This window comes from Thalassotalea litorea (assembly GCF_043642205.1).
GTDB classification, from domain to species: domain Bacteria; phylum Pseudomonadota; class Gammaproteobacteria; order Enterobacterales; family Alteromonadaceae; genus Thalassotalea_A; species Thalassotalea_A litorea.
The window spans coordinates 124272-147976 of the sequence record NZ_JBHZSG010000004.1 but is presented as its reverse complement, the minus strand read 5'-3'; the positions used below and the strand labels follow the sequence as shown (position 1 = coordinate 147976).

Genomic DNA, 23705 nt, shown 5'->3' with positions numbered 1-23705 from the left:
CTTTGGAACGCAACAACCGATGACGAATTTAAAATCTCGATTAACCGATTTAATTGCTCAGTCCGATTTAGCGGTGAATGAGCAGCAGATAGATTTGCTTGTCGCCTACGTTGAGCTTCTTCACAAATGGAACAAAGCCTATAATCTGACGTCGGTGCGCGATCCCGAAGAAATGTTGGTCAAACATATCCTTGATAGTATCGCCAATGGCCCATATCTGCATGGTGATCGCTTTATTGATGTCGGTACCGGCCCGGGATTACCGGGCATCCCATTGGCTATTTTGTATCCGCAGCGAAATTTTGTATTATTGGACAGCTTAGGAAAACGCATCACGTTTTTGCGTCAGGTGGTATTTCAACTGAAACTTTCCAATGTAACTCCGCTACTTAGCAGAGTTGAGGCATATCAGCCAGAAGTCCCGTTTGACGGGGTTTTAAGTAGAGCCTTTGCTTCTCTGCTGGATATGGTAAGCTGGTGTGAACATCTTATCGATGAAAACGGTCGTTTTTTTGCACTTAAAGGTGTTCTTCCTGAGCAAGAACTGCAACAATTGCCTGCTGGCATTGAGTTGGTGGCTTACCACCAGGTTCAGGTGCCGGAACTTGAAGGGCAACGACATTTAATCGAATTGAAAAAATCTAACGCACTTTAATTGCTTTATTCGAATTTTGCGGGGACGCTGTGGGAAAAATAATTGCAATCGCTAACCAGAAAGGTGGCGTCGGTAAAACAACGACATCGGTGAATTTAGCCGCTTCCCTGGCTGCCACCAAAAGAAAAGTTTTGCTGATTGATTTAGATCCTCAAGGTAATGCCACCATGGGTTCCGGCGTTGATAAATATGAAGTCCATGCGACCAGTTATGAGTTATTGATTGATGAGCAGCCCTATCAACAGGTCATCGTCAAAGATACCATGGGGCAATATGATTTAATCGCCGCGAATACCGATGTTACCGCCGCTGAAATTAAACTCATGGAAGTGTTTGCTCGCGAATTACGGTTAAAAACCGCATTGCAAGACGCCCGTGATTACTACGATTTTATTATTATCGACTGCCCGCCTTCGCTGAATATGTTAACCGTCAATGCGATGGGAGCAGCCGATTCTGTTTTGGTTCCAATGCAGTGTGAATACTATGCGCTTGAAGGGTTAACCGCGTTAATGGATACCATTGCCAAACTATCCCAGGTGGTTAATAAAGATCTGCATATTGAGGGGATATTACGTACCATGTACGATCCTCGAAATCGCTTGGCAAACGATGTATCCGAACAACTTAAACGTCATTTTGGTGACAAGGTTTATCGCACTGTGATCCCTCGCAATGTGCGTTTGGCGGAGGCTCCAAGTTTTGGTGCCCCGGCTATGTATTACGATAAATCATCGACAGGCGCCAAAGCGTATTTAGCGTTAGCCGGTGAATTACTTAAAAAACAGCAAGTCGCAGTGAGCGAAGAATTAGTTTAGGCAGGAACATAAATGAGCACTTCAAAACGCCGTGGGCTGGGTAGAGGCCTTGATGCATTATTAACATCAGCACCACGACCTGCCTCGGATAGCGCTAATGGACAGCAATTAGCGAATAACGAAAATGAATTGCAAAAGTTGCCTATCGATATTTTGCAACCTGGCAAATACCAGCCTCGTAAAGATATGTCTGAAGATGCTTTGGAGGAGTTAAGTAACTCGATTAAAGCCCAGGGCATTATTCAACCTATTGTGGTTCGTCCGGTCGCTGCCGGTGCTTATGAAATTATTGCCGGTGAACGTCGCTGGCGCGCTGCGCAGTTAGCTAAGATTGATACGGTTCCTTGTATTATCAAAGATGTTGCCGATGAATCTGCTGTAGCAATAGCGTTAATTGAAAATATTCAGCGTGAAGATCTTAATGCGATGGAAGAAGCCATTGCCCTGGAACGACTGTTAAATGAATTTGAATTAACTCACCTTGAAGTTGCTGAGGCTGTTGGCAAATCCCGAACAACGGTTACCAACCTATTGCGCTTAAATAGCCTGAATAACGATGTTAAAACCTTCCTTGAAAATGGTGACATTGATATGGGCCATGCCCGAGCTCTGCTCGCCCTGACCGGTGATGTACAAACCGCAACGGCTCGAACGGTTGCAGCCAAAGAACTGACTGTTAGAGAAACGGAAGCTTTGGTGAAAAAAGTCCTTGAACCTGTTGCGCCGAAAGCGGCAAAACAAAAGGATGCGAATACGGTGAAACTAGAGCAGGAGTTGGCTGAACGGATCGGTTCTTCTGTTGAAATTCAACATAACCGTAAAGGCAAAGGGAAAATGGTAATCAGTTACGCATCACTTGATGAACTTGACGGAATTTTATCCAAAATTCACTAATATTACCGCATTGTAACCCTGTTCCGTTTTTTGCACACTTTTAGCGCTTGTTATGCCTCATAAAGTTGCAAAAAAAACCTAATTCAGTATACTTGCGCTGGCTTTTGGCGAGAAAAAAATCAGAACCCATTTGAATTCAAGCTGAATCAAAGATTTGGGACGATTTCTTAGGAGTAACGGGTGCAAAATACGCTAGCAAAACCCGGCAGGAAATACGCATACAGACAAGTATTCCTGCAGTTTTTGATTACTCTTTTAAGTTTTACAATTTGCTATTTCGGTTGGGGATTAACTGCCGCTACATCAGCATTTGCTGGTGGTATGGTCAGTGTAATCCCTAATTTTGTATTTGCACATAAGGCTTTTAAATTTGCCGGTGCACGCGCAGCCCGACAGGTGGTTGATTCGTTTTACGGTGGCGTGAAGTTAAAATTGGTGTTGACGGCGATTTTGTTTGCCTTGTGTTTTAAGTTTCTTGAGTTAAACGTCGTTACCTTTTTTATAACATATTCAATAACAATGCTGGTTCCCTGGTTGAACGCCATTGTTAACAGGTTTCATTTTAATCAACAAAAATTGGGATAAAAGATGGCTGCAGATACAGGCTCTTATATCAAACACCATTTGACTAACTGGACAATGTGTTCCTCGGACAGCGGTATTGCTTTTAACAAAGCATGTGCCGACGCTGGCTTCTGGACTCTACACGTTGATACTCTGGGCTGGTCAATTGTTCTCGGTTTGATTTTTCTTCTTACATTCCGCTCCGTTGCCAAAAAAGCAACGACGGGCGTTCCAGGGAAATTACAATGCGCGGTAGAAATGATTGTCGATTTTGTCGACAAGAGCGTGAAAGAAACCTTCCACGGTAAAAACGCATTAATTGCTCCCCTTTCCCTGACCATTTTTGTCTGGGTATTACTGATGAATGCCATGGACTGGGTACCAGTAGATTGGATCCCAGGTGTTGCTGGCCTGATTGGTCAGTATGGCTTAGGTATGAACCCTGATGATGTTTATATCAAATCCGTACCTACGACGGACATGAACATGACGTTTGCATTAAGTCTTAGTGTATTCTTCCTGATCATCTATTACTCAATCAAAGTAAAAGGTGTTGGTGGTTTTATGAAGGAACTAACCCTTCAACCATTTAACCACTGGGCCTTTATTCCGGTTAACTTCATCCTTGAATCCGTTACCCTTATCGCCCGTCCAGTGTCATTGGCACTGCGTTTGTTCGGTAACTTGTATGCGGGTGAGTTGATCTTTATTTTGATCGCAACCATTGGTTTATTCCAGTTGCCTGTACATTTCTTATGGGCAGCTTTCCACTTACTAGTAATTCCGCTTCAGGCATTTATCTTCATGATGTTGACCATCGTGTATTTAAGCCTGGCGCACGAAGATCACTAAGTCTCAGGAAGAGCTCGGGCAGGTTTAACCGCTTGCCCGTGAGTGACGGCATGGATGTCGGGAATACAAATTTTTAATTTTTAACTTTTAATTTTAACTAACTAGAAAATAACTGGAGATACACATGTTATATATTGCTGTTGCTCTACTAATCGGCTTAGGTGCATTAGGTACTGCGATTGGTTTTGGTCTTTTAGGTGGCAAGTTCTTAGAATCTGCTGCTCGTCAACCTGAACTGGCTCCACAGCTTCAAGTAAAAATGTTCATCGTTGCAGGTCTTATCGATGCGATCGCGATGATCGGTGTTGGTATCGGTCTATATCTACTATTCGCTGTTGGTGCTTAATTCACTACCGAACCCTTGCGAATTAATTAGATATAGGAGCTACGAATATGAATATTAATGCTACTTTAATCGGTGAATCGATAGCATTTATCGTATTTGTTATTTTCTGCATGAAGTTCGTATGGCCACCAATTATGAGTGCCATTGAAGAACGTCAAAAGACCATCGCTGATGGACTTGCTGCTGGTGAGAAAGCTGAGAAAGATCTTGAGTTAGCTCGCGACAACATCAAAGCACAGCTTAAAGAAGCGAAAGCTCAAGCTGCTGAGATTGTTGAAGCTGCTAAGAAACGTGAAGCTCAACTTATCGAAGAAGCCGCAGACAAGGCAAAAGCCGAGCGTGAGAAAATTCTCGCTTCTGGCCATGCAGAAATTGAATCTGAGCGTAACCGCGCTAAAGAAGAATTGCGTCAACAAGTCGCTGTTCTTGCTGTTGCCGGTGCCGAGAAAATTCTTGAACGCTCTATCGATGCCGCTGAACACAGCGACATCTTAGACAAACTAGTTGCTGAACTTTAAGAGAGGATTGAGCTATGTCTGAATTGACAACCATTGCTCGTCCTTACGCGAAAGCAGCGTTCGAGTATGCCGTTGAGGCAAAATCTGTTGATGCCTGGTTAGAGATGCTGGTTTTTGCATCTGAAGTTAGCCAGAACGAAACCGTTGCCGGTTATTTAACTGGTGGCATGGGCGTTGAGCAAGTAACAGACCTGTTCCTGAAAGTATGTGGGGAACAAATCAACGACAAAGGTCAGAATTTTATTAAGATTCTGGCACAAAACGGACGCTTGTTGGTGCTACCACAGATCGTTTCTCAGTACGCTGAATTAAAAGCGGAACATGAGAAAGAAGTTTCTGTTGATGTAGCTTCTGCGGTTGAATTAAGCGCAGAACAAGTTACTTCATTGAGCGCCGCGCTTGAAAAGCGTCTGGCTCGTAAAGTTAAGCTAAATTGCACAGTAGATGCCAATGTAGTTTCTGGTCTTGTAATCAAGGCTGGTGACACAGTTATCGACGGTTCAGTCCGCGGTAAACTGGAACGTTTGGCTACCTCAATGCAATCCTAATCGGGGAAAAGAGCATGCAATTGAATTCCACTGAAATCGCTGAGTTGATCAAATCACGTATTGATCAATTCGACGTTGTTAGTGAAGCTCGTAACGAAGGTACTATCGTTTCTGTAACAGACGGTATCATTCGCATCCACGGTCTTGCAGATGTTATGCAAGGTGAGATGATTGAACTTCCTGGCAACCGTTTCGCTATCGCGTTAAACCTTGACCGTGATTCGGTAGGTGCGGTAGTGATGGGTCCTTACGCGGACCTTGCTGAAGGCGTAAAAGTTAAAGGTACTGGCCGTATTTTGGAAGTACCAGTAGGTCGCGGTCTATTAGGCCGTGTAGTAAACACTCTTGGTGAGCCAATTGACGGTAAGGGTCCTATCGATAGCGATGGTTTCTCTCCTGTTGAAGTGGTAGCACCAGGTGTTATCGATCGTAAATCTGTTGACCAACCTGTACAAACAGGTATCAAGTCAATTGACTCAATGATTCCAATCGGTCGTGGTCAGCGTGAGCTTATCATCGGTGACCGTCAGGTTGGTAAATCTGCGATCGCACTCGATGCAATCATCAACCAGAAAGATACTGGCATCAAGTCAATCTATGTTGCAATCGGCCAGAAGGCCTCTACAGTTGCTAACGTAGTACGTTCTCTAGAAGAGCACGGTGCACTTGAAAATACGATTGTTGTTGTAGCCTCTGCTTCAGAAGCCGCTGCACTACAATACTTAGCGCCTTACTCTGGTTGTACTATGGGTGAATACTTCCGTGACCGCGGTGAAGATGCCCTAATCGTATATGATGATTTGTCTAAGCAAGCTGTTGCTTATCGTCAAATCTCACTACTACTTCGTCGACCGCCTGGTCGTGAAGCATTCCCTGGTGATGTATTCTATCTTCACTCTCGTCTACTAGAGCGTGCTGCTCGTGTAAACGCTGAGTATGTTGAAAAGTTCACTAATGGTGAAGTGAAAGGTCAGACTGGTTCACTAACTGCTCTACCTATCATTGAAACACAAGCGGGTGACGTATCTGCGTTTGTTCCTACTAACGTAATTTCAATCACCGATGGTCAGATCTTCCTAGAGTCGAATCTATTCAACGCTGGTATCCGTCCTGCTGTAAACGCAGGTATCTCGGTATCTCGTGTTGGTGGTGCTGCTCAAACTAAGATCATCAAAAAGCTTGGTGGTGGTATCCGTCTAGCCCTTGCTCAATACGCTGAATTAGCGGCGTTCGCGCAGTTCGCATCTGATCTTGATGATGCTACTCGTGCACAGCTTGAGCATGGTCAGCGTGTTACTGAACTGATGAAGCAGAAGCAATACAGCCCACTTTCAGTGGCTGAGACTGCAGTTTCTCTGTTCGCGGCTGAAAAAGGTTATTTAACTGACATCGAAATCAACAAAATTGGTGATTTCGAAGGTGCGCTATTAGCCTATGCCAATAACGAGCACGCAGAGCTTATGGCTACCGTCAACGAAACTGGTAACTATGATAAAGATATCGAAGCAGGTCTAGTTAAGTTGCTTGACACGTTCAAAGCGACCCAAACCTGGTAATTATTAGTTTCGGAGACAATAGTCATGGCCGGTGGTAAAGAAATTAAAGACAAGATCGGAAGTGTTAAAAATACACAGAAGATCACCAGCGCAATGGAAATGGTTGCAGCATCGAAAATGCGTCGTGCGCAAGATTCGATGGCTGCCACACGTCCTTACGCTGAGAAAATCAGAAACGTGATCGGTCACATTGCATGCGGTCAACTTGAATATCGCCATCCTTATTTGGAAGAGCGTGAAGTTAAGCGTGTAGGCTATATCGTTATTTCTACCGACCGTGGTCTTTGTGGCGGCTTAAATGTCAACTTGTTCAAGTCTGTATTGAAAGACTCTGCCCAGTGGCAGGAACAAGGTGCTGAAGTGGAATTTGCATTAATCGGCTCGAAAGCAGCCGGTTTCTTCGCAAGTTTCGGTGCCAACATAGTTGCCCAAAAATCCGGTTTAGGCGACCAACCTTCAGTAACTGATTTAATCGGTTCTGTTAAGGTGATGTTAGACGCCTATGACAAGGGTGATATCGACCGACTTTTCGTAGTGTACAACAAGTTTGAAAACACTATGAGTCAAAAGCCGACTATCGATCAATTGTTACCTTTGCCTAAGTCCGATGATGACAAAATTACCCATCGCTGGGACTACATTTACGAACCTGATGCCCAAGCATTGCTTGATCAGTTAATGGTGCGTTTCGTTGAGTCCCAGGTATATCAAGGCGTGGTTGAAAACCTAGCCAGTGAGCAAGCAGCCCGTATGGTAGCGATGAAAGCCGCTACCGATAACGCAGGCAGCTTAATTGATGACTTACAATTGGTATACAACAAGGCCCGTCAGGCAGCGATTACTCAAGAATTGAGTGAGATTGTTGCTGGTGCGGCTGCGGTATAGGCAGAGATTTAATTAAAGTTTAGAGGAATAAACATGAGTGCAGGTAATATCGTGTCAGTTATTGGCGCAGTTGTGGACGTAGAGTTTCCACAAAATGCTGTACCTCAGGTATATGACGCATTAACTATCACCGAAGGTGATCTGGCTGGTCGCGTACTAGAAGTACAGCAACAGCTAGGTGGTGGCGTAGTTCGTACTATTGCCATGGGTTCATCTGACGGTTTGCGTCGTGGTCTGAATGTAGAGAACACAGGAAACCCTATCCAGGTACCAGTTGGTACTGCGACTCTAGGTCGTATTATGGATGTATTGGGTAATCCAATCGACGAAGCTGGTGACATCGCAACTGAAGAACGTTGGACGATTCACCGTGAAGCGCCTTCTTATGAAGAGCAAGCCGCTTCTAACGAGCTTTTAGAGACAGGTATCAAGGTTATCGACCTTGTATGTCCTTTCGCGAAAGGTGGTAAGGTTGGTCTGTTCGGTGGTGCCGGTGTTGGTAAAACCGTAAACATGATGGAACTTATCCGTAACATCGCAATCGAGCACAGCGGTTTCTCAGTATTCGCTGGTGTTGGTGAGCGTACTCGTGAAGGTAACGATTTCTATCACGAAATGAGCGAATCTAACGTACTTGATAAAGTAGCGCTAGTTTACGGTCAGATGAATGAGCCACCGGGTAACCGTCTTCGTGTTGCGATGACCGGTCTTACCATGGCTGAAAAATTCCGTGACGAAGGTCGTGACGTACTATTCTTCGTAGATAACATTTACCGTTATACCCTAGCGGGTACTGAGGTTTCGGCACTTCTGGGTCGTATGCCATCAGCGGTAGGTTACCAGCCAACTCTTGCAGAAGAGATGGGTGTTCTACAAGAGCGTATTACATCAACTAAGACTGGCTCAATCACGTCAATCCAGGCGGTATATGTACCTGCGGATGACTTGACTGACCCAAGTCCGGCAACAACCTTCGCTCACTTGGACGCAACGGTTGTACTTTCTCGTGACATCGCCGCTCAGGGTATCTACCCGGCAATCGATCCACTAGATTCTACTTCTCGTCAGCTAGATCCATTAGTTGTTGGTAACGAGCACTATGATGTGGCTCGTGGTGTTCAATCAACACTACAACGCTATAAAGAGCTTAAAGATATCATTGCTATCTTGGGTATGGACGAGCTATCTGAAGAAGATAAGCAAACCGTTGCCCGTGCTCGTAAGATTGAGCGTTTCCTTTCTCAGCCGTTCTTCGTGGCAGAGGTATTTACCGGTTCTCCTGGTAAGTACGTTTCTCTGAAAGACACGATTGCTGGCTTTAAAGGTATCCTGGCTGGTGATTACGATGAACTACCAGAACAAGCGTTCTACATGGTTGGTTCTATCGACGAAGCCGTAGAAAAAGCTCAGAAAGCTTAATTGGCTTAGGAGAGAATATGGCTGCCATGACTGTTCATTTGGATGTAGTAAGCGCTGAAGAAAGTTTATTTTCTGGTCGCGTAGAATCATTACAAATATCAGGTAGTGAAGGTGAGCTAGGTATTATGCCTGGTCACGCGCCTTTACTAACTGCGTTGAAACCAGGTATGGCGCGTATTGTTAAACAACATGGCGGCGAAGAGGTTATTTACCTTTCCGGTGGTATGTTGGAAGTTCAACCAGGTTCCGTTACTGTACTTGCCGATGTGGCAGTACGTGGTGGTGACCTGGATGAGCAAGCTGCTTTAGAAGCCAAGCAACGTGCTGAAGAGCACATCAGTAATGCATCGGCCGATGTCGATTATGCTGAGGTTGCTGCGGAGCTAGCCAGAGCGGTAGCGCAATTACGTGTTATCCAGGAAGCAAATAAATTTAAGAAGAAGTAATTTCGATTACTTTCTTTATTGAGAAAAGGCGCCTTACGGCGCCTTTTTTGTTTTGATACCGTTAAATTTTATGATTTGTTTTTTAATACCTAATAAAACGGATTAAACTATAGGTAATAAAAAAACATAGGGAAAATTATGCCTCTTTCAGTCGTTATTTTAGCCGCGGGTAAAGGCACTCGCATGCGTTCTAAACTTCCCAAAGTCCTGCACCCCGTGGCCCATAAGTCCATGGTTGAGCACGTAATCGATTCTGCGCGGGCATTGGATGCGCAGCAAATTAATCTGGTTTATGGTTTTGGCGGCGATGTACTTAAGAATGCCATTCAAGGCGATGATTTAACCTTTGTTGAGCAAGCAGAGCAGCTAGGTACGGGTCATGCGGTAGATCAGGCTCGTGATCACATTAACGATGATGAAGATGTTTTAGTGCTATATGGTGATGTGCCATTAACGCAAGTTTCTACGCTTGAACGCCTGTTAGCGGCAAAACAGAATAATTCCATGGCCTTACTTACGGTAGAACTCGATGACCCTACAGGTTATGGCAGAATTGTTCGCGATAACGGCACGGTTGTCGGTATTGTTGAACAAAAAGATGCAAATCCAGAACAGTTAAAAATTACCGAAGTCAATACGGGAATCCTGCTCGCTAATGGCGGCGACCTAAAACGCTGGCTTGGCAATTTATCCAATGATAACGCCCAGGGTGAATATTACCTGACCGATATCATTGCCATGGCCCATAATGAAGGCAAAGTGATTCACACGGCTCACCCGGATACGGCGATAGAAGTGGAAGGTGCCAATAACCGTATGCAACTGGCAACATTGGAGCGAGCCTATCAGGCACGACGCGCTGCAGAGTTAATGATTGCCGGCGCTAGCCTGAGAGATCCTGCCCGTATCGATATCCGCGGTGAATTATCTATCGGTGAAGAAGTAAAAATCGATATCAACTGTATTTTTGCAGGCAATGTTTCCCTGGGAAATAATGTCGAGATTGGCGCCAACTGTATCTTAACGAATTGTCAGATTGGCGATGATGTTGTGGTAAAACCCAACACCATTATTGAGGATGCTGTGCTTGAGAATAAATCCAGTGTTGGCCCTTTTGCGCGAATTCGTCCTGGCTCAGTCTTAAAGGAAGATGCTCACGTCGGTAATTTTGTGGAAATGAAAAAATCGACGTTAGGTCCAGGCTCTAAAGCCGGACACTTAACTTATTTGGGTGACACCATCGTTGGAATAAAGGCCAATATTGGCGCTGGCACCATTACTTGCAACTATGATGGCGTTAATAAATCTCAAACCATTATTGGTGATCATGCATTTATCGGCTCTAATGCGTCATTGGTGGCACCGGTTAGTATCGGTAATATGGCAACAACGGCTGCCGGTTCTGTCATTGTTAAAGATGTTGAAGATGATGCACTTGCGGTTGCTCGCGGTAAGCAACGTAATATCAGTGGTTGGAAACGCCCAACCAAAAAATAGATAAATTCATTTCAAGGAAAGCCCAATGACTGAAGCGAAATTAATTAAATTACTTAAAATCGCGATAGGTATTGGGCTTTTTTTATTGGTCTTAGGTTATTGTCTGCTTCACGTATTTTATCTACCTGAAAAAATGGGTGTCTCGGGTATGATAATCGGCGCCTCATGTATCGCCTTTGGCTTAATATTCTCTCTGCCTACCAAAATGTATCTTACGTTTCTTCTTGTTAAGCGCGAGCAGGAAAGGGATAAGGATAAGCAAGACTCTGGTCGTCAGTGAATAATTTTCCCCCTAACCTCGCCAGTGTATGTTGGCATCATATTTGATGGTTGTAATGTCGACTTTTGGTCATTAAAAAATAGCCTGAGGAATGACCATTTGAATGGATTTTATTAAGTTCAATAAAGTCGCTTCTGCATTAACGGTAAACTCTATGGCATAGAGCGAAGCTTAAGTGGCAAAACAGGTGGTGAGAAATTCAGGGCAGACAACAGCTGGTCAAACCTATTATTCAGCAGTTATACCAATCACATTAAATTATTGCTCACTCAGTGAGAATTTAAAGGCTTTTAGACAAGGCTTTGATTGCAGAGAATGGTTATTCCATTGTCAAAATCAGTAACGCAGGATAAGTGCCTTTAAAACTCACCCGTAGGGAGTTTACCAGAGGCCCATTTACGACCCTATATTTCATTAATATAGAATGACTATATCGATGAAACCTATGTTGTAACTGAACCTCTGCCCTAACTCTGAGTTGTGCACAAACTTAATGTGATTGGTATTGCACCAATGCCTACTTGATCACGATAAAGTTCTGCCAAAAACCGCAATCAAAAAAGGCCACATGCGACTTGTATCACATGTGGCCTGATTAATTTTGAAAGATTTTTTTGTTAATTAATCTAACAAACTATTTCAACATATAAGCGCGTAATGTTGTCTGTTCGCTGGCACTTGACTGCATATCAGCAACCTCAACCCTCAGGTGAACAAACTCACCAGCGGCTGCATCATTTGGGATAATTGCGAACCAGTCGTCACCGACTTGCTCAATCTGCGCATCCTGCCAGTTATCTGGGCTGAATTTCTGGTACACTGGGCAATAAGAAAACCCATAAACACCATCCAACAAACACTCCTGACCATAGCCATATTGCAGGCGAACGCTGCTTAGCGGTACAGCGCCCAACGTATCAACCATACCGGTGATTTTAACGCGTGCTGCCTGACCTGCAATCATCGCATTGTCGATACCAACGGGCACATCAACTACCGGCACTAACAGGCGTTGCGCTCCCTGGATACTGGCATCGGTGTTAAAATAGAAAATTCCCTGATAAAACGAACCTAAATGATCATTCACTGGCGATCGTTCACCAACACCTCGTGGCGTGTATCGCACTTCCAAACGCACGTCAGAAACGTTATCTGGGACACTTAACATACCTTGATCAAGATATTGGTTTTCACCATTTAGCTGAATGCCATAGGCGGTTGAACCATTATAGCCACCGATACCATCATGACCGGAAGAATCACCATACGCTGGAAACTTAAAGTTCAGCACATTGGTATCACGGTATGCGATTGGCGTACCATTGGATAACAAGGATGCACCGCGCGGGCCTTTAAACCAGTTGGTTTTTTCATTCGCTCCCGCTCTCATCAAACGCGGACCATCAAAATAAGCCCCATCCGTTTGTATGCGGTAGTTTGGCATAACGATATTTGTCCAGGTATTTTTTGGCGTTGCCGTGTAGTACTCTTTTCGCTGCATTGGCAACATCATCAGTTGTGAGCTACCGGTAGAGTAAAACTCACCACTGCTATTGGTCATTGCCATCACATCGGTCCAGGCCGGACGCTCGTCATTTTGTGCATGGTATTTGGCATCAATCGTGTGCAAATCTTTATCGTGAACACGAATTAAACCACCGTCACTGCGGCCATCGGTAATATGATGTAAAGAATAAGCATACGGAGAGCGCTCTAATGCGGTGCCACTCCAATGGACGATATCATTGCCAGCGATAACTTCAGAAGCCAGTAATTCACCTTCTTCAGCACTTAAACCGACAACCGGTATTTTTGGTGTGCCGTGAATGGTGGCTTTATAACGACCAGAGGTTCCCGGGCGATAAAACAGAACACCAATTGCTCCCCGATCCATCACACTTTTTATCATGTATGAAGTCACATAATATGGATGAGCAATCAGGGCGATCTTGCCTTCTAAATCAAATTGACTCCAGTCAGTCGCATAACCAGCGTCACCAACGTTTATCACTTGTGCACTGCCCTCACCATGGAAAGTCAATGCCAGACTTTGACGCACTGGGTCAAGCTCCTGACCATTGGCCATGAATATGCGGGATTGCGGTGCATAGGCACGGGTCGTTACGAATGAACGGAATCTGTCATCGTGGCCCTGTGACCAGAGATACATGTCTTTTACATAATCCGGTGCAAGGTCAACTGCCGCCAGTTTTGCCACTTTGTTGTCATCCAAGGCGTAGGTAAAACCAAAGGCATAGCCCTGAGTTGAAATAGGCTGATCCGTCTTAAACTCAACTTTCTGTGCGGTTCTGGCATCAAATTCAAGATAGGTATCAGACTCGATTTTTTTGTTCAGATATGCCATTTGCGCGGCAGATTCAACCAGACCACCAAAATCTGAATCGTTATCATAGGTCATTATATTGCCGACAACCGTGTAATCACCTTTCGGTAGTGACACCTGCGCTTGACCGTTCGTCAATCTAACCGATTGCCCCCAGTCATCCTCTTCATTAACAATGAATGCACGCGATGGTGATACTGCTGGCTTACCGCGCATGTCAATCGCGTTAATGGTCAGTTCCACCTGGGGAGCCTGGATCCAGAATGACACTGGTACACTTAAACGTTGTTCGCCGTTAGCGGTGCTGGTTCCAATGATACGGCCCGTAATGGTGCCATATGCTGAGTTTCTCAAGGCAACACCTGGGTCAATCCATACCGGCAGTTCTGCACTACCGTTGGCGGGGATCACGACACTATGAGTGTCTAAGCCTGCGATGGTGGCAGGTAATTGCGTATTACCGTCCTCACCGATAAAATCGACTTTCAATTTCAGGCTAATGTCTTCATCACTAAGGTTTTGCAATGAAACGTCGCGATAGATTCGTTGTTTATCCAGGCCATATGGGAATAGACCCAATTCCTGATTCACCTGGCCAACCACTGCCTGGATCATCGCCTGATTCACGTCCATTGGTCCGGCGCCTTGCTCCAGAACATGGGAGTTATTATTCGCTGCCGATGAAGTCAGTACACTTTTCACTTGTTGTGGACTAAGGTTCGGACGTGCCTGCATCAAGAGTGCAGCACCGCCGGCAACATGAGGTGCTGCCATCGAAGTACCGGACAAGCTACGATATGCCGTATCGGCATACCCACCTGATGCGCCTGCAACCACATTTACTCCCTGGGAGGCGATATCTGGCTTGGCGGAATGACCGTCAGGAGATGGGCCTCGAGACGAAAATGATGCCGTGTTATTGTCACGGTCAATGGCACCAACGGTTAGTGCGCTCGGTGCGCAACCTGGAGAGCCAATAGTTTGACGAGTAAAACTATTACCCGCAGAGATTACAAATAATACCTGGTCGCTATACGCTTCAACCAAATCAACCATAGGACCACCACAATAGGTCGCGGTGCCGCCTAATGACATATTAATGATGTCGGCGCCATTGTCGACAGCCCATTGCATACCGCTTAAAATTCCATAGGTGGAACCACCGCCCGTATTGCCGAGGACTTTGCCCACTAACAGGTTTGCGCCAGGAGCCATACCAACCCACTTACCGTCAGACTCCTTACCGGTTCCAGCCACTGTGGTTGCCACATGCGTACCGTGACCGTTTAAATCATCAACACCATTACGAGACCAGGTAAAGTCTTTCGATGCGATTACTTGCCCGTTTAGATCACTATGTTCGATATCGTAGCCCGTATCAAGAACCGCCACGGTAACGCCTTCACCATTATAGGTCGAAGCATAGTTACCATAAGCTCCCGTCAGTGGAACCGTGGTCGTTAAGGCCTCTTTTGAAGAGGTTTTGTGGGCGTGAACCATTGCATCTAACCAAACCCCCTCAACATTACTGTCAACGGTAAGTTTTGCGAAGACATCTGCAGCCTTATCTTTTTGAATGCCGAAAGCTGCAGCATCAATAATTTCAATTTCACCAATAAGCTCTGTTCCAGCTAAAACCTGTGGTGTGGCACTGCCGGCAAGGCTGCCATCGGTATACTCTATAATCACGGGCAAGTTAGGTGTAGTAGCATCATCATAGCCAGATTGATGCAATTTGCTGATATTAAACAGCTCCAGATCTATGGCTTGAGCATCCACCAGGGCTTTGGCCTTTTCTGGCACCAAATAAATGTCATTGCCTCGTTTAAAAATGCTGGTGATGACCTCTTGATCATCTCCAGACAATAAACGGATGCCGGCCAATGAACCGTCATTTTTAACGACTGCGGATACCTTATCACCGGTGATAAGCGTAAATTCAACGGCTTTACCGTGCGGCTCAGTCAGCGAAGGATCGGCGAATGCTGATAAACTGGTTGAGCAAAGTGCAAACAGACATGCGGTCGTTAACCGACGCGGTCGAAAGAGTTGCTTCATAAATGTTCCTTATTATTCGGGGCAGAATCTCTTGCAAATGCGCTGTTCAACTATCTGGCAAACATGTAGAACAAACGAAATTGGTACTGGATAGACCACCCCTTGATTATTGTTGCGCCAAAATTATGACGTGTGGGGAAATTTAATATATCGAAAAATTCCTGTTTAGGAATGCAAATCGGGGCAAATGTTGTGTAGCATTTTGTACACATTGCTTATGCATTTATTCAATAACGTTAGGTAATTGTGAGTTTGCCAGGTCGCCTGATAAGGATTTTAAATATTGGTAACTGGTTACTTCTTTCACGTCTGTGGTCAAGATACCGTGTAGTATCACGGCATGACGCTTTTGATTTGCCAAGGTATCATAAAATGAAACGTTACCCATCCAATGCGCTTTTCGCATTATCCCGCCATTGTGATAAATCGTAGTATCCACACAAAGAAACTTGCTCCTTTCTCCACTCTGAGGGGGGTCATTTCCGGCGATTGACATATTAGAGACGTTCAGTCTCGTGGTATAGATTCCCTGTCGTAGCCGGGAATGACGCGAGGCGGAGGTGTTTTTCTGAATCCTGAAACCTGCCGCCTGTTCACTTGCGTGAATTTCAATTCCCGTTTCCCATAAAAAAACGCCCGATAGGGCGTTTTTTAATTCTTTAGTATTAATTCAAACTCAGAGTTTGATTACATGACTTTGCTAACCGTTAGGGTTGAATTTAACGGATCCGGACCGGTTACCGTAAATAGGTAATCGCCTGCTTCGCTAATATCAATCTTGAAGTTGGTTTGTGAATCCTGAACCAGGGCTTCAGCGGTATCAAGGAACACATCGGCATCATCACCTGAGGTAGCGCCCAAGTTAACCGTTGACCAGTCTTGAGAAGCAACTTTGAACTCATAGCTTTGTGCGTCTAGAGACAAAGTAAGCGTATAAGTGCTGTTGCCGACATAGGTCATAGCATCATCTTCAGACCAACCATTCATACCACCTTTTACATATACCGTGGTTTCACCAAACATTTTGGCGCTGTATACGCGTAATTTCGGTTCTTGTTGGTTAGATACATCAAAGATGAAGGTGTATTCACCATCAGCGAAGACCATATGCAGATTGTCATTGGAACCTGGTACTAATAGCTGGGATTCACCCTCAAAAGCTTCGGTATCATCAGCAGGTGCCCCCATATTTACCGTCGACCAGTCGCCGGATGCGACTTTGAAATACTTATCGCCGGCGGTAATGGTCGTGGTTAGGGAGTACGTATCATTACCCAGGTAAGTGAACGCATCAGCTTCACTCCAACCGTTCATATCACCACGCAGGAAGACGGTGGTTCCATAGTAAGGCTCTTCGTAAACGATCGACAATACTGGCGAATCCGGATTGGTTGCATCAACACGGAACGTGTAGGTGGTACTGTCCGTCAGACTGATGAACAGATTATCATTACTGTAAGGCACCAACACCTTGTCTTCGCCGATAAGTACGGGTTCTGTTCCCGGAGCGCCTAAGTTAACCGCCGCCCAATCTGCATCGGCAACTTTGAAGTAGTAATCCCCTGAGCCAAGTTCGATATCTAATTCATAAACACCGTTGCCGACATAAGTCATGGCATCGTTATTTTGCCAACCATTCATATCGCCTTTAACGAAGATGGCGGTATCACCGTAAGGCACCACGTCAGGTGCTCCAGAAGTGGCGTAAGCCGATAAGCCTGGGCCTTGCATTTCACCCTGGGCTTTCACAAATACCGCGGTGGTAAACGCGGGTACGGTGAACGTGCCCTCGCCTTCACCTTCGGTAAAGAAAGCGCCAGCAGCAATACTGTCTACCGAGTTTAACTGGGTATTATGCAGGGCAAAGCCTGCAGCGGTTGCAACCGAATGAGATTGTTCCATCGCCGAAGTGTTGATAACAACAACTAAGGCATCAACCATAGGATCAATATCGGTTACGCCAGAGCCATCATCAATACTCATTACGATAAGCCCAGGCGTCTGACCTTTGCCAATATTGTGAAATCCAACTCGATCGATAACGTCTTGTGCTGTGGTTAAGCGGAACAACTTGCTTGATTTACGAATCGATAAAAATTCCTTAAACACATCACTCGCAAACAAGATTTCGTTAAAGTAAGGCTTGGCATTATCTTCAGATAGAAGGTGAACCAGCTCATCGATGTTGTCGATTTGATCATCGCCATCGCCCTCACTGTATTCCAATGGGCGACCAACTCGGTAGTTGTTGCTGTCAAAGGTATAATCCACTTTGTTGTACCAGTCGCCAGCATCGTAGGTGTTGCGGTCTAACGATTTAGATCGCAGGAAGTCACCACCTAGCTGCAGGAATGGCACACCTTGGGCCATTAACATGACTGATTGCGCGACATTCTGAACGCGAACGCGATCGGTTAGCGTCATGGTTTCTGGCAAGAAAATTTGCAGGTTATCCCAAAGGGTTTCATTGTCATGCTTTGACACATAGTTGACAACATCCGCCGGGTCTTTCGCGTACATGCTATAGCCAAAGCTGATACCTTTGGTCGGTGTACCATTTGCTGTTTCTAACACATAGTCCTGTAAGGAACCCGCCAGGCCAAATTTCACCGAGTCTAAACGGAAGAATGAATCATCAGTGTACTCATCCATAAAGATGTATGGCTTACGCACACCATCACGGATACGATCGTTAAAGGTAGAGATTTCACTGCCTGCCATATTGAACTGGTTCGCTTGTTCAAAACCGCGATCATTTCTGTCCCAACCTTCCCCGTAGAAATACGTATCTGCATCGATAGCACGCACTGCTTCACGCGCTGCTAGCATTTGTTGTTTCGAACCATGGCCCATAATATCAAAGCGGAAACCATCGTATTTGTATTGTTCGGTCCACATCAATAATGAATCAACCATAAGTTTATCCATCATCTGATGTTCAAGAGCCGTATCATTACAGCAAGTATCTTGTATGACAGAACCTGTCCATAAATCACGACTGTGGTAATAACCCGGTACGATTTTATCTAATACTGAATTATCCCAAAGCCCAGCGGAATTAGTGTGGTTGTATACCACGTCAAGCACGACGCGTAAGCCCGTTTCATGCAAGGACTGAATCATGGTGCGCATTTCTTTAATGCGAGCAACACCGTCGCTATCCGAGGCATAGCTGCCGTCTGGGGCGTTAAAGTGCTTAGGATCATAACCCCAGTTAAAGCTGTCGATACCCCGTAAAACGTTCACCAAATCTTTTGAGTCGGTTTCGTAAGGATCATAGCTTTCTAAAACATCTAATAAAGTGGCATTGTCATTTTCAACACCACATACCGGAGCGTCAGCGCGGACGGCACATAAGTCAGCGACAGTATTGGTTAAGTTAATAACGTCATTGCTATCTTCATTGATAGAAGCAATATCGTTTGCTGGCAGGATATGAAAATGCGTTAAGCCTGAATCAGCAAGACTTTTCAGGTGCATCATGGCATCACTTTCTTTTTCCGAAAACGCCATGTATTTACCACGGTTTTGTTCACTTACCGTTTCATCAAAAATACTGAAATCACGAATATGTGCTTCGTAGATAACCGCATCTTCTATGTCGGCAATGGTAGGAATCGTCTGCTCCATCCAGCCATCCGGATAAAGGTCGGAATCTTCCAGGTTTACAAACTGCGAGTATTCACCGTTAGTAGACAGGCTTACCGAATACGGGTCTGTTACTTGCAATGTTTCAACGTTTTTGTTTTGTGGATGATAAACCGTTACTTCAAACTGATAAAACGCTCGATCCATGGCCAAATCTGCACTGTAGCTCCAGATACCCGTCATGGTGTCTTCCATCATTGGGTAGCTGCCAGTCTCTGCTTTGTCGGCATCAAATACTTTCAATACCACGTTTTGAGCCGTAGGTGCCCAAAGTGCAACATCAATCATGCCATTGGCATAGTTCAGGCCTAACTGAGCTTCATCGGCATCCATCTCACCCATGGTATATAGGTAATCCAGGACTTTATCCGCCTGCACATTGCTGGCGGCGACGGTTTCACCATCGCTGTTATAACCGACTAATACCAACTGACTCTTTAACACAGATTTGGCTTCTTCTGCACTCCAGCTACCCTGATACGCAGACCAGTCTGCTACTTTCGGCGCAAATGCTTTTTGCTCATCGGTTAAATCAACCATAGTCAAATCCAACGTAGAGCCGTTGAATACGTCATTTTCGTCAGCTTCGATACCAGCATTCGCTGAGTAATGAAGTTTTACCGAAGCGATATCCGCGTCTGAATTCCACACTAAGGTATCCGTATCAATCCAGTGAGCTGCAAAATCGGCGGCTTTAACGGGTTGCTTGCCTAAGGATACTACTGGGTATTCAAATACCGCCGGTTCACCAATGAAGGTAAAATTCATCCGGGCATAGGTCGGATCGTCTTGTTGTAAAGGCATTTGGAAGTCGCCGCTACCTAAAGCTTTACCGGCATCATCGGTACCAATATGGATGATAAAGTTGCCACATTCGCTGTAACCTTCTGTCAGGTTCAAAATGTAGTATGCACCATAGGTAGGGTCGATCCCGGCAAATTCATGGCCATTGGCCCAGTCGGACTCGTCATGTGGCGCTGCATAAGCATTGCACAGGTCAGTGTTCCAGGTATGCAGGCGATAGCCGTCGTAATCGGCATCATTATCGGTTCCCAGATTAAAATAAAGCACCGCTTCATTTTCTGCCGGGAAATAAACCGGAGCGGGTGCATTTGGATCAACACCGACAATACAGGTTTCATTTAACGCATCCGGTACGGTTGGTGCCGGACATTGGATAGGCTCTGGAGCTACACAAGATGTGCCACTGGCATCTGGTACCATAGGTACATCACAGGTCAGCAGAGATTCACCGGATTTAACATCACTTTCACCGCCACAGGCGGTGAGAAACAGCGATATTAAGGCGACAATCAGCATATTCGCTAAGTTTTTTGTCGTTTTCATTTTTATTATTCCTTATTCAATCGTTACTTAGGGTTATCGATTTAGCCGGTGGCTAGAACGAGTAAGTAACCCCTAAGTAAAATTGGCGACCGAAATACTGGGTAGTACCCGAAAATGGTTTGCTGCCGAAGTAACTTTGCGTCGGCTCATCCGTCAGGTTGTTGATTTGGAAAAGCGCACCAAACTTGTCGGTAAAGTTGTAAGAGGCTTGATAATCAAGAACGGTTTCACCGGCAAAGTTAGCTACCTGTTCATTTACCCCCCATTGCTCAGAAACAAATCTATCTCGATAGCGCACGCTTAAGCGGGTTTCAAAATCTAGGTATTCCCAGAACAGGGTTGATGTGAATAGGTTTTCTGACAGACCAGGCAGAGTTTGCTCTTTGGTTCCGCCTGCTAAGTTGGTTAAAAGTTTAACGTCACTTTTGGTATGAGAGTAACTCAGGCTCATACCTAGACCCGACCATAGTTCTGGCAGAAACGTAAAGACTTGAGTATATGATACTTCGGCACCTTTAATTGTACCGCCCTCTTCATTGTTCACTGCTGTGCTATAAATACCCACAGGGTCTACTTCACTTACCACTCCTGTCGTTTCATTTTCGATAGTTTCTGGAATGTAGAAGCCGGCATCTCTGAAGTTGAAATTACCAATAGTCAGATTTTGAACAAATGAGTCGATATCTTTGTAGTAAACTGCAAAAACAAAGTTACCTTCAGTTTCAGTAAAGTAATATTCGTATGAAAGATCGTATTGAGTTGCATAAGTCGGTTTTAAATACGGACTATTCGTACTTGAACCTGTTACCTTTCCATCATCGGCAATATTGGTACTGCGGTCGGCTGCCAGACGATTTATCGGAGGGCGGGCCATAACTTTTGCTGCCGCAAAACGAATTTGCGAATCATCAGTAATACGGGCATTTAGGTTAATGGATGGTAGGTAATCGGTATATTCAATACCTATCACTTTAGGAGCATAATCTGAATTGATCAGACCCGCTTCATCAGCAATATTCTGAGCACCAGCAATAATGTCACCGCCAACAAAATCAAGAGCCGTAGCACTTTGATCGGTATCTACCATACGAATACCGACATTACCGCTGATTGGAGTGTCGAATAATTCAAAGTCCAGATTGGCCATCACATAGGCGGAGAAGACTTTTTCGTAGACTTCGCCACTTTGCAGAACCGACCAGGATGAGGAGTTGTTGATTACGCCGTCTTCGTCCGATCCCCAGGTTTGCACCGGTTGTGGAATATCATTACCAAACCAGGCATTAAGCGCTTTGTCTAAATCGATGGCTAAATAGCTTGGAAAATAGGAAAACTCACCTTCCCAGTCAACCACATCAATCATATCGTCAGTCAGACGCAGAGGTGGTTCACTGCTTGAGAAATTATTATCGGCACCGTATTCGTAAACGGAACGATCACTGCTGTAATCTCTGTCGGAATAACGAACCCCAAACTCAACCGATGCGATGAAATCATTGTCCAGCTCATAATTAAAATCGAGACGATAGGCTTTTAACTCGTCGGTATTTTCATAGGGATAGATGCCGTATTTGCTAACCATTACCCGGTTGATGTCGGTAAAGGCATCTTCCTGACTAAAGCCAACATTAGGCAAGTCGAGACCGTTTAGCATATAAGAAATGGAAACATTTTGATCCAGTGATGGGTTTTCGACGGTGGCATCTTCAGCAACCAAAGACCAGAGCAGCCCGTTTCTAAATTCGCTTTCAGCGCTGGAATAACTGATATCCATATTGGCGGTTAATTGCTCGGTGATTTGCCAATCGAGATTTAAACCATAACTTTGAACTTCATCAAAATCCTGATTGTCATCGTTTACTAGCTCAACCCGTGTATTGTTGTTCTTACTCTTGCGATTGATGGTACCGCCAATCATAGAGTTATCAACGATAACCGGGTTGGAAATCGCTGCAGTTTCACCGTCAAATTTGACCCGAAAACCCCGGGCAAACGATTCGCTGTCAAACTGAGAGACAAACGCATCGGCACGAACGGTAAAGGTATCGTTTGGCATCCACTCGATAGCACCAACATAACCGTTTCGGGTTTCTTCACCGCCCAAGTGTTGTAGCTCGAATCCTTCACTTAGATATTCGTGATCAGGGTTCTCTACAGGGCCGTCCATATCATCAGCAAGAAAGTCCACATCCTGATCTGAGTTGTAGGCAAAACCGATAAACTGAGTAGCTACACCGGGTTGGTACAAACGCGCATAACCCAAAGAAACCCCCAAGGTTTCTTCTAAAAACTGGCCCTGATAAGAAAAGCTGAAGCGATGTCCGTATTCTTCGGCATCGGCGACTTCTGTAGCGCGATCGTTATACATACCGCGAAGATTGACATTAAATTTGTGCTGCTCTTCATTGGCTAATGGGCTGGCGGTTTTTAGTTCAACTGAACCTGCAATACCACCTTCAATTAAAGAGGCTTTAGAAGATTTGTATACTGCCGCTTCAGAGATGAGTTCGGAAGGGTATTGATCAAACTCGATTGAACGACTACCTGAGGTAGAGACCTGTTCGCGACCATTTAGGGTGGTGGATATGTAGTCACCATTGAGGCCTCGAATATTGATTTCTGCTGCCTGACCGCCAGTGCGAACTGCCGCAATACCCGGTAATCGGGTTAAGGCATCGGCCATAGATACATCAGGAAGACCGCCGAGGTCATCGGCTGAGATTTGCTCGGATACCGTATCGGCCCAGCGTTTTTGGTTGATTGATTTGATTAATGAGCTTTTAAAACCCGTAACCTCAATCACTTCAATGTCGTCTTCATTTGGCTCCTGGCTGGCGTTCTCAGCTTGCTGAGCATAGGTTTGCGCAGAAAAAGCCAGAGCACCACTTGCCATCAGCGCAAGCGTGACTTTGCTTAAATTAAACATATTGTTTTCCCCAGACGTTCAGTCCCTGAACCATCAAATTATTAATTAGCTGCCGTGCTAGTATTTTTATTATTCAGTACCCTTGCAGGTATAAGTGCCCCAGA

Annotated in this window: 18 protein-coding genes; 14 read left to right on the top strand and 4 right to left on the bottom strand. The window is 45.1% G+C overall.

Annotation, left to right across the window (positions count from 1 at the left end; genetic code table 11):
• The first annotated feature begins 19 nt into the window (after nt 1-19).
• From rsmG to ACHUFQ_RS03510, 14 genes are all read left to right on the top strand, one after another.
• Nucleotides 20-655, top strand: a complete 636-nt coding sequence (gene rsmG, locus ACHUFQ_RS03575) for a 16S rRNA (guanine(527)-N(7))-methyltransferase RsmG (RefSeq protein ID WP_394173042.1) — start codon at nt 20-22, stop codon at nt 653-655.
• A gap of 29 nt (nt 656-684) precedes the next feature.
• Nucleotides 685-1473, top strand: a complete 789-nt coding sequence (locus tag ACHUFQ_RS03570) for a ParA family protein (protein ID WP_394173041.1) — start codon at nt 685-687, stop codon at nt 1471-1473.
• Nucleotides 1474-1485: 12 nt separating this feature from the next.
• On the top strand, nt 1486-2367 hold the full coding sequence (locus ACHUFQ_RS03565; protein ID WP_394173039.1) for a ParB/RepB/Spo0J family partition protein: 882 nt from the start codon (nt 1486-1488) through the stop codon (nt 2365-2367).
• A 180-nt stretch (nt 2368-2547) separates the two neighbouring features.
• Entirely contained in the window at nt 2548-2952 is a 405-nt protein-coding gene (locus tag ACHUFQ_RS03560; protein WP_394173037.1) for an ATP synthase subunit I, read from the top strand.
• A 3-nt stretch (nt 2953-2955) separates the two neighbouring features.
• Complete coding sequence (gene atpB / locus ACHUFQ_RS03555) at nt 2956-3783, top strand: F0F1 ATP synthase subunit A (RefSeq protein WP_394173036.1); 828 nt, start codon at nt 2956-2958, stop codon at nt 3781-3783.
• Nucleotides 3784-3907: 124 nt separating this feature from the next.
• Entirely contained in the window at nt 3908-4129 is a 222-nt protein-coding gene (gene atpE, locus ACHUFQ_RS03550; protein ID WP_089153031.1) for a F0F1 ATP synthase subunit C, read from the top strand.
• 47 nt (nt 4130-4176) lie between these two features.
• The gene (gene atpF, locus ACHUFQ_RS03545; RefSeq protein ID WP_394173034.1) at nt 4177-4647 is read left to right on the top strand and encodes a F0F1 ATP synthase subunit B; all 471 of its coding nucleotides are present in this window, start codon (nt 4177-4179) and stop codon (nt 4645-4647) included.
• A gap of 14 nt (nt 4648-4661) precedes the next feature.
• A complete protein-coding gene (gene atpH, locus ACHUFQ_RS03540) occupies nt 4662-5195 on the top strand; it encodes a F0F1 ATP synthase subunit delta (protein WP_394173032.1) in 534 nt (177 codons plus the stop codon).
• A gap of 14 nt (nt 5196-5209) precedes the next feature.
• Nucleotides 5210-6751, top strand: a complete 1542-nt coding sequence (atpA, locus tag ACHUFQ_RS03535; RefSeq protein WP_394173030.1) for a F0F1 ATP synthase subunit alpha — start codon at nt 5210-5212, stop codon at nt 6749-6751.
• 24 nt (nt 6752-6775) lie between these two features.
• Complete coding sequence (atpG, locus tag ACHUFQ_RS03530; protein WP_394173028.1) at nt 6776-7636, top strand: F0F1 ATP synthase subunit gamma; 861 nt, start codon at nt 6776-6778, stop codon at nt 7634-7636.
• A 33-nt stretch (nt 7637-7669) separates the two neighbouring features.
• Complete coding sequence (atpD, locus tag ACHUFQ_RS03525; protein ID WP_394173027.1) at nt 7670-9055, top strand: F0F1 ATP synthase subunit beta; 1386 nt, start codon at nt 7670-7672, stop codon at nt 9053-9055.
• Nucleotides 9056-9072: 17 nt separating this feature from the next.
• A complete protein-coding gene (locus tag ACHUFQ_RS03520) occupies nt 9073-9501 on the top strand; it encodes a F0F1 ATP synthase subunit epsilon (protein ID WP_394173025.1) in 429 nt (142 codons plus the stop codon).
• 138 nt (nt 9502-9639) lie between these two features.
• Nucleotides 9640-10998 (top strand): bifunctional UDP-N-acetylglucosamine diphosphorylase/glucosamine-1-phosphate N-acetyltransferase GlmU, encoded by a 1359-nt coding sequence (gene glmU, locus ACHUFQ_RS03515; protein ID WP_394173023.1) that lies wholly within the window; start codon nt 9640-9642, stop codon nt 10996-10998.
• Between the two features lie 25 nt (nt 10999-11023).
• Nucleotides 11024-11278 carry a hypothetical protein gene (locus ACHUFQ_RS03510; RefSeq protein ID WP_394173021.1) on the top strand — a complete coding sequence of 85 codons (255 nt, stop codon included), beginning with the start codon at nt 11024-11026 and terminating at the stop codon, nt 11276-11278.
• A 634-nt stretch (nt 11279-11912) separates the two neighbouring features.
• Here ACHUFQ_RS03510 and ACHUFQ_RS03505 read toward each other — a convergent pair.
• From ACHUFQ_RS03505 to ACHUFQ_RS03490, 4 genes are all read right to left on the bottom strand, one after another.
• A complete protein-coding gene (locus ACHUFQ_RS03505) occupies nt 11913-15680 on the bottom strand; it encodes a S8 family serine peptidase (RefSeq protein WP_394173019.1) in 3768 nt (1255 codons plus the stop codon).
• 223 nt (nt 15681-15903) lie between these two features.
• A complete protein-coding gene (locus ACHUFQ_RS03500) occupies nt 15904-16119 on the bottom strand; it encodes a hypothetical protein (protein ID WP_394173017.1) in 216 nt (71 codons plus the stop codon).
• Nucleotides 16120-16367: 248 nt separating this feature from the next.
• Nucleotides 16368-20675 carry an alpha-1,6-glucosidase domain-containing protein gene (locus ACHUFQ_RS03495; RefSeq protein WP_394173016.1) on the bottom strand — a complete coding sequence of 1436 codons (4308 nt, stop codon included), beginning with the start codon at nt 20673-20675 and terminating at the stop codon, nt 16368-16370.
• Between the two features lie 52 nt (nt 20676-20727).
• Nucleotides 20728-23601 (bottom strand): TonB-dependent receptor, encoded by a 2874-nt coding sequence (locus tag ACHUFQ_RS03490; RefSeq protein WP_394173014.1) that lies wholly within the window; start codon nt 23599-23601, stop codon nt 20728-20730.
• Nucleotides 23602-23705: the final 104 nt, after the last annotated feature.

What these genes read in the sequence shown, in the direction of transcription:
- ACHUFQ_RS03565 (WP_394173039.1), top strand. Translation starts at nt 1,486, where the DNA reads ATGAGCACTTCAAAACGCCGTGGGCTGGGTAGAGGCCTTGATGCATTA.
- atpH (WP_394173032.1), top strand. Translation starts at nt 4,662, where the DNA reads ATGTCTGAATTGACAACCATTGCTCGTCCTTACGCGAAAGCAGCGTTC.
- ACHUFQ_RS03490 (WP_394173014.1), bottom strand. Translation starts at nt 23,601, where the DNA reads ATGTTTAATTTAAGCAAAGTCACGCTTGCGCTGATGGCAAGTGGTGCT.
- atpB (WP_394173036.1), top strand. Translation starts at nt 2,956, where the DNA reads ATGGCTGCAGATACAGGCTCTTATATCAAACACCATTTGACTAACTGG.
- rsmG (WP_394173042.1), top strand. Translation starts at nt 20, where the DNA reads ATGACGAATTTAAAATCTCGATTAACCGATTTAATTGCTCAGTCCGAT.
- ACHUFQ_RS03505 (WP_394173019.1), bottom strand. Translation starts at nt 15,680, where the DNA reads ATGAAGCAACTCTTTCGACCGCGTCGGTTAACGACCGCATGTCTGTTT.
- atpA (WP_394173030.1), top strand. Translation starts at nt 5,210, where the DNA reads ATGCAATTGAATTCCACTGAAATCGCTGAGTTGATCAAATCACGTATT.
- ACHUFQ_RS03510 (WP_394173021.1), top strand. Translation starts at nt 11,024, where the DNA reads ATGACTGAAGCGAAATTAATTAAATTACTTAAAATCGCGATAGGTATT.
- atpD (WP_394173027.1), top strand. Translation starts at nt 7,670, where the DNA reads ATGAGTGCAGGTAATATCGTGTCAGTTATTGGCGCAGTTGTGGACGTA.
- atpF (WP_394173034.1), top strand. Translation starts at nt 4,177, where the DNA reads ATGAATATTAATGCTACTTTAATCGGTGAATCGATAGCATTTATCGTA.
- atpG (WP_394173028.1), top strand. Translation starts at nt 6,776, where the DNA reads ATGGCCGGTGGTAAAGAAATTAAAGACAAGATCGGAAGTGTTAAAAAT.
- ACHUFQ_RS03495 (WP_394173016.1), bottom strand. Translation starts at nt 20,675, where the DNA reads ATGAAAACGACAAAAAACTTAGCGAATATGCTGATTGTCGCCTTAATA.
- glmU (WP_394173023.1), top strand. Translation starts at nt 9,640, where the DNA reads ATGCCTCTTTCAGTCGTTATTTTAGCCGCGGGTAAAGGCACTCGCATG.
- ACHUFQ_RS03520 (WP_394173025.1), top strand. Translation starts at nt 9,073, where the DNA reads ATGGCTGCCATGACTGTTCATTTGGATGTAGTAAGCGCTGAAGAAAGT.
- atpE (WP_089153031.1), top strand. Translation starts at nt 3,908, where the DNA reads ATGTTATATATTGCTGTTGCTCTACTAATCGGCTTAGGTGCATTAGGT.